At 43.7% G+C, this 14,541-nt stretch carries 11 protein-coding genes and 2 pseudogenes; 10 read left to right on the top strand and 3 right to left on the bottom strand.

Going from position 1 to position 14,541, the window contains the following annotated elements; all coding sequences use genetic code 11:
• Positions 1–45: 45 nt before the first annotated feature.
• Together WN50_RS08485 and WN50_RS08480 are read right to left on the bottom strand one after the other, a co-directional pair.
• Positions 46–270, bottom strand: coding sequence for a ferritin family protein (locus tag WN50_RS08485; RefSeq protein WP_046279746.1), 225 nt, complete (start codon positions 268–270; stop codon positions 46–48).
• Positions 271–377: 107 nt separating this feature from the next.
• Positions 378–638 carry a ParB N-terminal domain-containing protein gene (locus WN50_RS08480; RefSeq protein ID WP_046279745.1) on the bottom strand — a complete coding sequence of 87 codons (261 nt, stop codon included), beginning with the start codon at positions 636–638 and terminating at the stop codon, positions 378–380.
• Between the two features lie 245 nt (positions 639–883).
• Here WN50_RS08480 and murI (WN50_RS35895) point away from each other — a divergent pair.
• The 4 genes and pseudogenes from murI (WN50_RS35895) to sds all read left to right on the top strand — a co-directional run.
• Positions 884–1,266 (top strand): annotated as a pseudogene (gene murI / locus WN50_RS35895) (glutamate racemase); the annotation flags it as partial.
• Between the two features lies 1 nt (position 1,267).
• Positions 1,268–1,836: pseudogene (gene murI, locus WN50_RS08470) on the top strand (glutamate racemase); the annotation flags it as partial.
• Positions 1,837–3,102: 1,266 nt separating this feature from the next.
• Positions 3,103–3,228, top strand: coding sequence for a hypothetical protein (locus WN50_RS36865; RefSeq protein ID WP_281062868.1), 126 nt, complete (start codon positions 3,103–3,105; stop codon positions 3,226–3,228).
• Between the two features lie 126 nt (positions 3,229–3,354).
• Positions 3,355–4,326, top strand: coding sequence for a solanesyl diphosphate synthase (sds, locus tag WN50_RS08460; RefSeq protein WP_046279743.1), 972 nt, complete (start codon positions 3,355–3,357; stop codon positions 4,324–4,326).
• 224 nt (positions 4,327–4,550) lie between these two features.
• Here the strand turns inward: sds and WN50_RS08455 are convergent, their stop codons facing one another.
• Positions 4,551–5,045, bottom strand: a complete 495-nt coding sequence (locus WN50_RS08455; RefSeq protein ID WP_046279742.1) for a hypothetical protein — start codon at positions 5,043–5,045, stop codon at positions 4,551–4,553.
• Positions 5,046–5,225: 180 nt separating this feature from the next.
• Here WN50_RS08455 and hetZ point away from each other — a divergent pair, with 180 nt between their 5' ends.
• The 6 genes from hetZ (at position 5,226) to WN50_RS08415 (ending at position 14,352) form a co-directional block, all read left to right on the top strand.
• The gene (gene hetZ, locus WN50_RS08450; RefSeq protein ID WP_046279741.1) at positions 5,226–6,386 is read left to right on the top strand and encodes a heterocyst differentiation protein HetZ; all 1,161 of its coding nucleotides are present in this window, start codon (positions 5,226–5,228) and stop codon (positions 6,384–6,386) included.
• The gene (locus WN50_RS08445; protein ID WP_046279740.1) at positions 6,379–7,434 is read left to right on the top strand and encodes a hypothetical protein; all 1,056 of its coding nucleotides are present in this window, start codon (positions 6,379–6,381) and stop codon (positions 7,432–7,434) included. The genes hetZ and WN50_RS08445 overlap by 8 nt, the downstream gene beginning before the upstream one ends.
• 105 nt (positions 7,435–7,539) lie before the next feature.
• Positions 7,540–9,915: a transglutaminase TgpA family protein gene (locus WN50_RS08440; RefSeq protein WP_046279739.1), complete on the top strand. Its 2,376-nt coding sequence runs from the start codon at positions 7,540–7,542 to the stop codon at positions 9,913–9,915.
• Positions 9,916–11,259: 1,344 nt separating this feature from the next.
• Positions 11,260–11,688, top strand: a complete 429-nt coding sequence (gene psbU, locus WN50_RS08425) for a photosystem II complex extrinsic protein PsbU (RefSeq protein WP_046279737.1) — start codon at positions 11,260–11,262, stop codon at positions 11,686–11,688.
• Positions 11,689–11,844: 156 nt separating this feature from the next.
• Positions 11,845–13,545, top strand: coding sequence for an L-aspartate oxidase (gene nadB, locus WN50_RS08420; RefSeq protein WP_046279736.1), 1,701 nt, complete (start codon positions 11,845–11,847; stop codon positions 13,543–13,545).
• A gap of 228 nt (positions 13,546–13,773) precedes the next feature.
• Complete coding sequence (locus WN50_RS08415) at positions 13,774–14,352, top strand: pentapeptide repeat-containing protein (protein WP_046279735.1); 579 nt, start codon at positions 13,774–13,776, stop codon at positions 14,350–14,352.
• Positions 14,353–14,541 lie beyond the last annotated feature (189 nt).

Below are 14,541 nucleotides of genomic sequence, written 5' to 3'. Positions count from 1 at the left end.
GGGAAGTACCTAGAAGTGCGTACCAGCTAACGGCTTATAGTCTATTCAACACAACGCGGAGAAATTTGCTTTTCTCAATCCCCGTCCGCCGCGAAGCAGGGCGGGGTTATTGAATCCCTTAACGTTCCAGTGGGCTTGTTTGACTTGGGTTTTTAGGTCTAAAGTCGTTGCTAATGTTGCATTCAGAATTGCTGCGATTTCTTGACGAGTTTCTGCGGAAAAATCAATCCGAGAGGCATAAAGACGGGTTTTCAGGTTATTGTTACTCATGGATTTATACTCCTTTTAGGTTGATTGGTTTGAGAATTCAGCAGCTTAATAAATCATTACAAACTATGACCGGATTTTACCCTGTTTTGGTACTTGATTAATCTATCTCAAGCCAGATGCTTTCTGAGGACAGATTGGGGCGCTTTACGCACTTTACAACGAATGGTTTCATAGCCGAGATTGGTACAAGCTTCAAAACGATGACAGCCTGAAAACCCATAGTATTGGCCGTCTACTTCTAACACTTCAATGGGTTCTTGCAAGCCGATTTCTCGAATAGACTCCATTAAAGCTGCGACTTTGGCCGCATCCGTCGCCCGAGGCAGTGGACGCCGAATCTGCTTCAGGGGAATGTCCTGAACTTGCATGAGAATATTTTCTCCTTAATTTTCTCTCTTCTTAAATCATACTCATAACGACTTCGTTTTAACAACTAAAGTCAAGAAACGCTGACATGACTTTTTGGGGTAAGCCCGATTGTGAGAGGCTGATCTTTCCGGATAGCTGTTCAATCGAGTGTAGTATCCCTTGTTCTCTGAAACAGGGAACTATAAATTAAGTCACAGATGTACTCATCGGACAAGCAATCAACAATCACCAGACATTGGACTGTATGACAACGGATAAAAAAGGACAAAGAATAGCAGTATTTGACAGTGGTGTGGGAGGGTTAACGGTTTTAAGAGAGTTATACCGACAACTCCCGAATGAATCAATTCTATATTTTGGAGATACCGCTCGATTGCCCTACGGTACTCGAACTCAGAGCGAGATTTTACAATTTGTTCGTGAAATCATCCTGTGGGCGATGGATCAGGATGTCAAAATGATCGTCATGGCTTGTAATACCAGTTCAGCCCTCGCCCTGGAAACTGTACAATCAGAATTCAATGTGCCGATTCTGGGAGTCATATTGCCGGGAGCAAAAGCCGCAGTCCGCAAAGGCCAGCGTATTGGGGTGATTGCAACTCCCGCTACAGTCACGAGTAATGCTTANATCATCCTGTGGGCGATGGATCAGGATGTCAAAATGATCGTCATGGCTTGTAATACCAGTTCAGCCCTCGCCCTGGAAACTGTACAATCAGAATTCAATGTGCCGATTCTGGGAGTCATATTGCCGGGAGCAAAAGCCGCAGTCCGCAAAGGCCAGCGTATTGGGGTGATTGCAACTCCCGCTACAGTCACGAGTAATGCTTATCGCCAAGCCATTGAGGAAATGAATAGTCAAGTTCAAGTCTGGCAGGTGAGTTGTCCTGAGTTTGTCCCATTAATTGAGGAGAATCGTATTCACGATCCTTATACTTATGAGGTGGCACGGGAATATTTAGCCCCTTTATTGGATCAACACATCGATACCTTGATTTACGGGTGTACTCACTATCCTCATTTAGCCCCTGTTTTGCGATCAATCCTGCCGGCGACAGTGCGGATCGTTGATCCAGCCGTCCATTTAGTCAAAGCCATGACTCAGGAGTTAGAATTGTTGGGACTGCGAAATCCCTATCCCCCCAAACCCACACGCTTTTGTGTCAGTGGTTGTCCCCAACAATTTGCGAGTTTATCNAGTGCGGATCGTTGATCCAGCCGTCCATTTAGTCAAAGCCATGACTCAGGAGTTAGAATTGTTGGGACTGCGAAATCCCTATCCCCCCAAACCCACACGCTTTTGTGTCAGTGGTTGTCCCCAACAATTTGCGAGTTTATCTGTGCAGTGGTTAGGGTTTACTCCGACTGTAGAAGCAACGGAATTAGGGGCGATCGAGACATCCGAAACAACCCCTCTTTCACTCAAAGAGGGTAGAAGGGGGAGTTAACTTCAAGAAGAAAAAACACCAAGACACAGAGACACCAAGAGAAAAATCTTCGTGACTTTGTGCCTTTGTGTTGATTTTCCCAAGCCAAAAAATGTCCTTTATATAGAATAATCCCACCCCCCTGTGGGAGTGGGACTATCTCAAATCCGACTAAACACGACAACCTGTGAATTATTTTCCCTTGACACCTGATTTCCACTATGGTAGAGTTTTCAAGCTGCGTTTGGGGCGTTATCCAGTTGCCGAACATTAGCACTCTGTTAGGATCTCGAAANGGAGTGGGACTATCTCAAATCCGACTAAACACGACAACCTGTGAATTATTTTCCCTTGACACCTGATTTCCACTATGGTAGAGTTTTCAAGCTGCGTTTGGGGCGTTATCCAGTTGCCGAACATTAGCACTCTGTTAGGATCTCGAAATTTTGGCTGTGCGTTTGGCAAGCATCAATAACAAATAAACGGTTAAAACGTAACCTGCGGCCAGAACGGGAATCATCAGTGGAGTTTCTTGGTACATCATAGCGGGTATAGCCAAACAGATAATAGGAGGAGCAAAGGCAAGAGTTTAATACCAGCTACATAGGGCTAGCATACAGAGCTAAGGTCTAGCTGCGATAACTTACTTAAAGCACTCTCTGGGAACTTCACGTCCCAGAAAACATTGTCAGGATTTTACTTCAATTACAGACCCCCTAACTGAGATGTCAGGCTGTACTTAGCAACCTAAATCTCAGGGATCGTCTACTTACATACTGGGGTAGCCTGTTAACTCTGATGAGCTTTGAACTATTTATCAAGTTTCAGCAGAGATCCATTTGCCTACGGATTAACATTGCAACGACAGATACCTAATACTCCGTCGCCAGATCCATAGCCCTGAATGTGTAGAATTGTTTAAACTCTTACTTACTAAAATAACATAAAACTCGCGATTGTGAGAGACTTTAGGGGAAGTTCCTTAATAATTTGATAGACTTCGACCGAGAGGTATGAGCAAACTGGAAAAATGAGCATGGCAGGAGTAAGTTATCGGTTCGATCTTGATCCCCGTCCGGTTTTGAGAAGACCCTCAGCCATCAGAGTCAGCCTCAAGAGAATTTTCGCTGAGGATGTCCGCCCTGAAAACCCCACTGCTTAACCTTCAGGAATTGGTGAGATTTCCAGGTTGAGTTGAGTTTGATATCCATTTCCCAGAGGGTTAGCTTAAAATACAACTATAATATGTAAAATTTTGTTAAACCCAATTGCCTGAGTCGGCTGATCCATGACCTCTAGCACTCTTTTATTTTCTCCGGTTGAAGCAGACCTGCAACTGTTGACAGACAACTTGAAACAGTTAGTCGGCGCTCGTCACCCCATTCTATATGCAGCAGCAGAGCATCTTTTCAGTATTCACGGGAAACGGGTGCGACCTGCTATCGTTTTGCTAATTTCGCGAACCACCATGCCCAATCAGGACATTACGCCTAAGCATCGGCGACTCGCAGAAATTACCGAAATGATTCATACAGCCAGTTTAGTCCATGATGATGTTGTCGATGAGTCGGATCTCCGGCGAGGAGCGCCCACTGTCCACAGTCTCTTTAACAACCGTATCGCAGTCTTAGCAGGAGACTTTCTGTTTGCCCAATCTTCTTGGTATCTGGCCAACCTGGATAATTTGGAAGTCGTCAAACTGCTATCCAAAGTGATTATGGATCTCGCTGAAGGCGAAATTCAGCAGGGACTGAATCGATTTGATACCGGAATGTCGATTAATGCTTATCTGGAAAAAAGTTACTACAAAACAGCTTCTTTGGTTGCCAATAGTTCCAAAGCGGCAGGTTTATTGAGTGGCGTTTCTGCCGAATTAGCGGAAGATTTGTACAGTTATGGACGCAATCTAGGCTTGGCTTTTCAAATTGTTGATGATATTTTGGATTTCACAGGTTCAACCGAATCTCTCGGAAAACCTGCTGGTTCTGATCTGCAAAGTGGGAATTTAAACGCTCCGACTTTGTACGCTCTAGAAGAAAAACCATACTTAGAAACGTTAATTGAACGGGAGTTTGCACAAGAAGGAGATTTAGAACAAGCCCTCGCCCTAATTCAAGAAAGTTCTGCAATTAAGCGATCGCGAGAACTCGCAGCCCATCATGCTAAACAGGCTGTCGAACATATTTCTAAATTTCCCGATTGTGATTCTCGAAAAGCTCTAATTGAATTAGCTGATTGGAATCTTAATCGATTGTATTAGTCAGAAAATTGGGTCAAAACCTATCGAGAATATTAGCCCTTGAACCCTTAGAAGTTAGACTCATTCAACAGGGATTTAAGCCAGGTTTAAGGTCGAACTTCTTCGGTTGTATCTGAGCTGAAATCTAGACAATCAATGAGCAAATGTTGGTGTTAGATGTCTGTCGTTAGTCCCTAAAAGTGATGACTTCATTTAATAGCGGCAGACACTAACCTGTATGGGAATTAAGCGAAATTGGGAGGAATATTTCGAGGAATATTTCGAGGCTGAACCGTCGCCCGATATCGCTCCAAATAAACCCGAATTAAATCTTGAACCTCGCTACGCTTAACTTCTGTTCCGCTTTCCAAATGACCCGGAACTTCAAAGAAAATAATACTATCGAGGGCTTGCAGGGCCACCATTTGAAACAGAATATGAGTAACGGGTAGAGGAGTGGCTTGTACATAAGTCGGGACACTAACCGGAGAACGATTTGAGGCATCTAGAAGAGTCGGGTAGGCATAAATCACCCGCTTTTGTAGATCAGGTTGATCCAGATGACTCAAAGTTGTGAGTACCCAACTTTCATCCGAGGCTTGCAAGATGTAGTAACAATCATGCTGCAATTGTTCAGCCAGAATTTTCAACGCAGGAGCGATCGCTTGGACGACCCCAGGAGTTGTACCATCTTGAGGTGCATTATCAATTAAAGATTGAATTTGTTGATCTAAATCCATTATTTTGCTGAAAAATCAAAGGTCAGAGGGAAAAACTTAGCGGATCACTGATAATTCATTGTGACAGATGACCTAATTTAACCTGGAGATCCATCACAGTAAACTGGTGATAGTCTCCGGAATTCTCTTGGTTTCGCTCGAAAGGGAATGTTAGGGTCACTGTTACTAAGTATTCAAAATATGGGGGAAATCTGCCAGAGCGAGACTATATATCAACGGCTGTTAAGCGAACTCCAACAGTCCACCCGTGCCTCTGAGCAGAATTGCCGGGATGTTGCCCAACGTTTAACCGAAGAAGCCCTTCGCATCTGTACAGAAAGCAGACGCATTCAGGCTTCTGGCGAAGTCGAAACCTGGGCGATGACATTAGCTCAACATCGCCTTCAGCAATGTCTGCATTATTACAGGCTCGGGTCAAAACAGGCACCTGTGGAACTGCACAGTACCTTAAGTGCAATTGTCTACCGCTATATCACACCTCCGCAAGTCCAATCCAGTTATCAAGCCCGACTGGAGTTGATCAGGGATTTCTTGCAGGCCTTCTACCTGGAAACCTTAAGTGCTTTTCGCAAAGAGGCTCAGTTAGCTGCAACCTATCGTCCTCAGACCATATTGGAACTCGGGGAATATTTAGCCTTTACAGAACGCTATGGGAAAAGACGAATTCCGTTAGCTCGGGGTCGTAGTCAACAGCTTATTATTTTACGCGCCCAGACCTTTTCTCAGCAACAGCCGAAAGAAACCTTTGTCGATTTGGATCAAGCCGCCGAAGGATCATCTCAAGAATCTGATCAGACTTGGAATGATTCAGCAATGCAACAAGTGCGAAATGCAATGGCCTCCGAATCGACAGAACCCGAGTTAGACTCTTTACGCCAAACGGTGGTTGAAGAGTTAATGGCTTACCTCGAAGAACACGAGCAACAAGATTGTGCCGATTATTTTGCGTTGCGATTGCAAGATTTACCGACTCGGGAAATCGAAGAAATCTTGGGATTAACACCGCGCCAGCGAGACTATTTACAGCAACGATTCAAATATCATTTGCTGCGATTTGCCTTCGGACATCGCTGGGAACTGGTGCATCAATGGTTAGAAGCGGATTTAGAAAAAGACTTGGGATTAACCCCCCAACAATGGCAGCTTTTTCAAGACCAACTGAGTCGAGAACAAGCGGATCTGCTAAGGTTAAAACAGCAGGGTTTATCCGATCACGAAATTTCCCAAACCCTTAACAGTAAGGTCACTCAAATCCAAAAACGGTGGTTTAAAGTATTAGAGTTGTCTTGGGAAATCAGAAATCATTCAGTATCCGGAGCAGGGGCATCTAGCGATGAATAACGAAACATACCGAGATGATCCATCATTCGAGTGCCACTTTTTTGACTGGCTCATGGAAAAGTCACAGATTACTCCGCCGTGCGACGACGGAGACGGCACGGAGCGTTGGTCAGTCAAAAATCCTTCTTCAATGAAGAACGAATCAAACTACACTCCGAATGTTGATGATCAATCCAGGGTGGAGCAAGGAGAGTGGGAAGAACTCGACCCATTAGACTCAGAAGATATCGATGACTCCGACTACCCAAGTCAACTTTTTACATTGGGAGAGATACCAACCGTGAAAAACAGGTTTGAAACGGTCTTGAAAAATCGGTTAAAAGCCGAGATGGAACGAAACCCACCATTATTTCCTTGGGAAACAAAAGCATCTGATTTCGCTTGTTATCCAGACGTAATCGAAGAACGAAGAGTTCCCTGGATGGCTCATAAGCAAAATCTACGCTGGTCTGTTCCGATTCCTGATCCTGTTTTTGCTCAACTGCTGAGTCCCTGTCAAGAGGCGATTCAGTCTTCTTTACGAGAGGGCGCAAAATTAGTTCAAGTCGTAGAAACTCTATTTCCTGGACAATCTGAACCCCTCAATGAGTTAACCCATCGTCTGATGCTGGGTTGGGCTAGGGGACAAAATCCTCTCGATCTAGCACTGCCAGAATACGAAACGGCTAACCCGGAACAGCAAATGTTGATGGCGCTTTTAGCCGCACGAGAGATTATTCAGGCTCTCACCTTAACCTGTAATCTTAATCAACCTGCCATTAAACAACAATGGCTGACCAGTCTGGGCGTACTCACCCTAGAGGCTGAATATACTCAACAAGACGGCCAGAGCGCCTCTTTGAAGGTGATGGGTCATTTGCCCGATGGTGGACATTTGTGGCTCACCGGAGCGGACGCACAAGCCACTGCCCAACGTTGTGATCGCGGCTATATCAAACTGGAGTTGGTTGATCCTCATCTTGATCAAACCTATCAACTCAATGTGATTCTAAACGACCAGGATCAGCATCCCCTCAGTTTTGCGATTGGTCTACAGTCGCCCCGATAACATCACATCTACTGTGCCTCTCCATTGAAGTTGCTGATGTGGCTTGCTCGTCGGAGATCAGGTAAAGTGTTCATAGCACTTGCATATCTTTCTACCGACTGAGCCATGACTCCCAGAATTCCTCTATTGACTCAACTGTGGCATCGGATCGAAGCAATGCCGAAGCCGGAAGCCGAAGATTCCATCAGCCTGCGAGTCTTAGTTCAGTTGCTTGTGATTGTTGGAATTGTCGCCACTGATGTCGCAATTGCAGAACCCCTCAACCTCTGGGCAATTCCTGTCAGTATAGTGGGAGCAACCTGGAGTTATTTTCGCCGTCGCTATCGTAATGTGCCTGTTAAATTTTGTATTGCTATCGGAATGCTTGTGGCACTGGCTGCATTCTTTGGGCGATTGGTTGGGGAACTTAATGATACTCGCCTCGTACTGGCTCAACTTCTGATTCATCTGCAAATTCTGCACAGTTTTGATGTACCCCGCCGCAAAGATTTAGGCTATTCAATGGTAATTGGGTTAATCTTGCTTGGTGTCGCTGCAACCCTCAGTCAAACCCTCACTTTTGCACCTGTTATTCTACTCTTTTTGGCGATCGCATTACCCACGTTAATTTTTGATTATCGCTCCCGATTGGGCTTAACTCAACTCAATTTAAACCCAACCGATAAATCTAAACCCTCTCAACTTTTTTCTACATTAAATGTTCGCTTTTTAGCTTTAAGTTTCCTGAGTGTAGTTGTCTTAGGATTAGCAATTTTTGCCCTCTTACCTCGTTTTCCCAGTTATCAACTTCGGTCTTTTCCGGTTAGTTCTCCGATTGATTTACCTCAAGGGCAATTTGACGGGACTCAAGTCTTTAATCCGGGTTATGTTTCCCAAAATGATCAAGAGAATAACTCTGAAGGAGGCAGTAGTGGTCGTAGTCCCCGTCAAGGTGCAGGTCAACTTGATTCCAATTTTTACTATGGTTTTGATACCCAAATTAACCAAAATCTGCGCGGTCAATTAACGCCTAGAGTCGTGATGCGGGTGCGATCGCAAGCGAGAGGGTTTTGGCGTGTCGTTGCCTTTGATCAATACACGGGTCAAGGCTGGGAAATTTCCCGCAATGATAAAGATGAAATGTTCATGCTGAACCGCCCATCTTGGTCTTATCAATTTTTGCTTTATCCTCAAATTACCCTCAGTGAGACGAGAGAAATTGTTCAAAGTTATACGATTATTTCTCAACTTCCAAACTTACTCCCGGCTATGCCTTGGGCAAAAGAAGTCTATTTCCCGACCCAAGAATTAGCCGTTGATGCGGAACGAAATTTGCGATCGCCTTTAGATTTACGAGAAGGAATGACTTATACTGTTATTTCTCAAGTGCCTTTTCGTAATCGTTCTTTGCTGGCAGAAGCTCCTAACAAATATCCTCAACAAATCAAAGATTATTATCTGGAAGTTCCGCAAGAAATTAGAGAAAAAGTTCGTCAAAAAACTGAAGAAATTCTCGAAAATATTAATCAAGTGGCTCAAAACAAAAAGCCTCTTGATAACCCCTATGAAAAAGCACTCTATCTCGCCCAATACCTCAAACAAAATCCCGTTTATCGTCTGCAAGAAGCACCGCCGTTTTTACGAGAAGATGAAGATTTAGTCTCAGCCTTTTTGTTTGGCTATAAAGACAGTCCACCGGGCGAAACCATTACAGGTGGTTATCCCGATCATTTTGCCACTGTGTTAACGATGATGCTGCGTTCTATTGGCATTCCAGCCCGATTAGTTGCGGGATTTGATGGGGGAGAATTTAACCCCTTTACAGGTTTATATGTGGTTCGGAATACCGATGCTCATGCGATGACTGAAGTTTATTTTCCTGAGTATGGTTGGTTTGCTTTTAACCCCATTCCGGGTATGGAATTAATTCCGCCTTCCATTGAAGAAAATCAAACTTTTAGTGCGTTACGGGCATTTTGGGAATGGGTAGCGGGTTGGTTGCCTTCTCCGGTGACGAGTATTTTGCAAACGATTTTTGGTACAATATTTCTGTGGGTAGCCCGGAGTATTCGTTGGTTTTTAACGCTTTTTGCTCAAGGATGGTTGGGTTTATTTACAGGGTTATTGGTTGCGCTGATAGCAGGTTTTCTCGGTTGGTTGGGATTTGATCGTTGGCAAGTTTGGCGTTATCATCGGTGGTTATCTAAACTGCCTGCGGAAGAAAGTTTGTATCAACAAATGCTGAAGCTATTAGCAACGAAAGGATACCCCAAATCTTCTGCACAAACTCCGCTAGAATATGCTCATTCTTTAAGATCCCATCACTCAATTGATGAGGTTGAAGTGATTGAAGAGGTTTCACAGACTTATGTACAGTGGCGTTATGGAGGTCAATCGATTAATTTAAACCAAATGAGAACTTTAATTAAAAATTTGAAAAATGCTCATCTAAAAAAATTAAAAACAAAACGTTTTAGCAGTAATTTTTTGATTAAAAAATAATTTTATATTCAAACAGGGTGAGGAGAATAACTCAATGAAACGAATTCTAATTTTAACCGGATTAGTTTTAAGTTGCTGGTTGGCTACACCCGCAAACACAGCGCCGTTTAATCGATTTAGTAAAGTTGAATATGATCAAATTCGTCATGGAATGACCTATGAAGAAGTCAAAGCGATTATGGGAGGAGAAACCGGAGAACGGGATCGCGGTTTTCGGGCTGATTCTGATCAAGAAGGTTCTCCAACCATGTATCATTGGATTAATCCAGATGGTTCATCGATTACCGTTGTATTTAGTGCTGAAAACAAAGTCATCAACCTCGGTTCATACAATTTGATGCCTCCCCTTCATAATAATTTATCGAGAACCGAAGATAATCGACTGCAAAATTTATCACAGAGTCCGATTACGATTGATTATTACAATAAACTCAAAATCGGCATGAGCTATGAGGAAGTCAAAACCGTCATGGGTTCCGAGGGAAAATCGGATCAAGNTTGTATTTAGTGCTGAAAACAAAGTCATCAACCTCGGTTCATACAATTTGATGCCTCCCCTTCATAATAATTTATCGAGAACCGAAGATAATCGACTGCAAAATTTATCACAGAGTCCGATTACGATTGATTATTACAATAAACTCAAAATCGGCATGAGCTATGAGGAAGTCAAAACCGTCATGGGTTCCGAGGGAAAATCGGATCAAGACTTATATAACTCTAGTCCGAATCCCTCACAAACTCGGTATCATTGGCTAAACCCTAACAACTCTGGTATTATTGTTACTTTTGATGGCAATAATCGAGTTCGTTCAATTGTGACTCGTAATTTAGATGAATATACGATGGGGGGAAATCCGATACCGTCCCGCACTCCCGAAGGGCCAACACTAGCCACACGTCAACAGTATTACCAATTGCAAATGGGAATGACCATAGAGGAAGTGAAAACGGTCATGGGAACAGAGGGAAAACTTAATCCAAATTTTAACCCGGATGGAGACGAAAATTTTAAAACGTCCTATGAATGGATGAATCCTGATGGAACCGGAATCAAGGTGGTTTTCAATACCGAAGATAAAGTCACAAAAATTTACGGTTTAGGTTTAGGTGTCGGATTGAGATATTAGTCACAAGTCGAACCTCAAAAAAACGGTTTTTTATCGGACAGCAACCCCAACAGGTGTTCATGGTGTCAAGAGTGCGGTATATTACCATAGCAGTAGAGTAATGACTGCATGAAGGTGACTGCAATCACCTGGAATAGATCCATTGCCAATCGGCGTGGAGTTTGTCACGAGATACTTGTCAATGCTGTTTAGATCAGTTGGGAGAAAAGTCTCAATGAAACGATTAGGTCGTTTGTTAGTCCTAGTGGGTTTATTAATAAGTTGTCTGGGATGGGTTGGACAGGAGAATGCTGATGCTGCAAACTTGAGTCTGACTCAGCTACCTATTGTGTCCCCAATTTTGGCAGTTGAAGAACGAAGAAATCGGGCTGACGAAAAGTTAGGCGAATTTGGAGAGAAGATCGATCTCAACAATGGTTCGATTCGACAATTTAGACAATTCCGGGGGATGTATCCCACTCTCGCCAAAATGATTATCGATCAAGCTCCGTTTGATTCGGTTGAGGATGTCCTGAATATGGAGGGATTAACAGAGCGTCAAAAGCAAATCCTGGAAAGTTATTTAGATGAATTTACAGTCACTCCAGTGACTTCTGTTCTACAGGAAGGAGATTTCCGCTTAAACACCGGAACCTACGACTAGACAAACTGAAATTTCAGATTCAGGTGTCCGGTCTGATCGCTCGATTGTTATGATTGATTGCAATTCGTTCGCGAAACGTGTGGTTAGACAATATCCGCTCATAGTTACAATCTCTCGTCAAAACCGATCCCTTACCGTGACCCTGAATTTGAATCCATGACCCATTTTGACCCCTTACCTGCTGCCAACATACCCGACTATTTTGATGTGTTGGTTATTGGAGCGGGAGCCGCAGGTTTATATGCTGCCTTGTGTTTACCGACCCATTTCAAGGTGGGTTTGGTGAATAAAGACATCCTTTCCCTTTCTGCTAGTGATTGGGCGCAGGGAGGAATCGCCGCCGCCATTTCTTCTGATGATTCTCCTGACCTTCATTTAGAGGATACCTTGAAAGCAGGAGCAGGTCTGTGTGAACGGTCGGCGGTTGAATTTTTGGTTTCTCAAGCCCCCGAATGTATTCATCGCTTGGTAGACATGGGCGTTGTGTTTGACCGACACCAACAGAATTTAGCTTTGACCCTGGAAGCAGCCCATTCTCGTCATCGTGTGCTTCATGCCGCCGATACAACAGGTCGAGCGGTTGTCAGCATTTTAGGGGCTAAAGTTCTCGAACGCCCAAATATTCAGCTTGTTTGTCCGGCTTTTGCCTTAAAGTTGTGGCTAAATCCCCAAACGCAACATTGTCAAGGGATTAGTGTCATCTATGATAACCAAGTGCGGTGGATACGAGCATCAGCAGTGGTTTTAGCAACGGGCGGCGGTGGACAAGTTTTTTCTCAAACCACCAATCCCAGTGTGAGTACGGGTGATGGAGTGGCGATGGCTTGGCGCTCAGGTGCGTTACTGCGGGATTTAGAGTTTTTTCAGTTTCATCCGACTGCTTTAAAAATATCAGGTGCGCCTCGATTTCTAATTAGTGAAGCGGTTCGCGGAGAAGGCGCTCATTTAATCGATGATCAAGGAAAACGGTTTGCTTTTGATTATCACCCAGACGGAGAACTCGCCCCGAGAGATATTGTCAGTCGAGCGATTTTTAATCACTTACAGAAAATGCGCTCAATTCCTGGGGCGCAAAGTGAAAATGTTTGGTTAGATTTACGTCCGATTCCTCCCGAAAAAATTCGCTCTCGATTTCCAAATATTATTCAAGTTTGTCAACAGTGGGGAATTAATCTGTTTGATGAACCGATTCCGGTTTCTCCTGCGGCTCATTATTGGATGGGAGGAATTGTCACAGATTTGAACAATCAAACTTCTATTCCGGGTTTGTATGCAGTGGGTGAAACGGCTAGCACGGGTGTACATGGGGCTAATCGGTTGGCGAGTAATTCTCTGTTAGAATGTTTGGTTTATGGCGCTCAAATGACTCACCTGAATGGCGATCGCTCAACAGCTTTTGATTTACTCGTTCCTGAAGAAAACCTGGAATTTTCCACTCCTTTAAACTGGCTGGAAGACTATGATCAAATTAAAAGTATTAGAATACAGTTACCGGATTTAGTCTGGCAAAGTGCAGGAATCTGCCGAGATCAACAAATGTTAGATGAAGCGATTACTCAAGTTGAAGCTTGGCGTCATCTTTTCCTCAACTTAAGCGTGAGCAAAGCGTTATTAACTCTTGAACCTGGACAAATAATCAAGTTTGAAAAGACAACAATTGATCCGATTCATTTGAGAATTTGGGGAGAAACTTGTAACTTGCTTGATATTGGATATTTGATTCTCAGAAGTGCTGCTTTCCGAAAAGAAAGTCGAGGGGGTCATTATCGTCAAGATTATCCGCAAATTGATTCAAGCTGGCAAGCTCATACTTTAGTCCAGCAAAATCAAACCTGGAAATCTCCAACGAGTTGTTAACAAATACTAAAAATTATCAATCATTCAGTTAAGCCGCTCAAGTTGATCACAATCACTTAGAATGTAGTTATAGAGGTTGATCAAACCCCTCAAAAATGTCGGTTTTTGATGCCGATTATCGTTTTCGGTAATGTTATACTGTTGGGCATTTAGCGGCTTGGCTATTTTGTACAGGTTAAATGCTGCAAAATTGAAATAGATAGACTCTCAAACATGAAGACACAAACAATGAATAGTGACGAACTTTTAGCCCGCTATGCGTCAGGAGAACGAAATTTTCGCGATGCTGACTTATTTCGAGCTGAACTCAGTAACGCTAACCTCAGTGGTTCTAGCTTATTCCGTGCTAACTTATTCCGTGCTAACTTATTTCGCGCCAACTTGTTAGGCGTGAGTCTGTTTAACGCCAATTTGATCGGAGCGAATTTGTATTGCGCGAACCTCAGTGGCGCGAACCTCAGCGGCGCTAACCTCACCCGAGCGGATCTGACGGGCGCAGACTTGAGTGGCGCTGACTTGCATGGTGCTGACTTAAGTGGTGCAATTTTAACAGGTGCGAATTTGAGTTATGCTGATTTGAGTCAATCGACGCTTTTAAAGGCGGAACTTGTTAACGCGACTCTCGCTCATGCCAATCTCAAAGGCGCAAATCTTAAAGGAACAAATTTAATGGGCGCTATCGTGCATGATGCGGTTTTTATCAAAGCAATGGGTTTAGCATTTGATGTGGCGAGTTCGCTCAAACAGCAGGGTGCTATTTTAGAAGAGGCAAATAGCAAGAGTCGGGTAAACGCTGCGATTTACTAATGTTAGCAGGTTTAATCGTTTCCCCCATTGATGTTTTATCTCATGTCCGATTAATTAATGACTTCAAGCGTAGGGGCGGGTTCAGCCCAGCTCTCTGTCTGATGGTTCAAGAATTTAAATAAACCCGCCCTACTACCCCCATAACAGAATTAATCAACCGGACATAGTATGAAATAATCAGGGGGAATG

The organism is Limnoraphis robusta CS-951 (assembly GCF_000972705.2).
The sequence above is the reverse complement of the archived record's forward strand: the minus strand, read 5'-3'. Positions and strand labels throughout refer to the sequence as shown.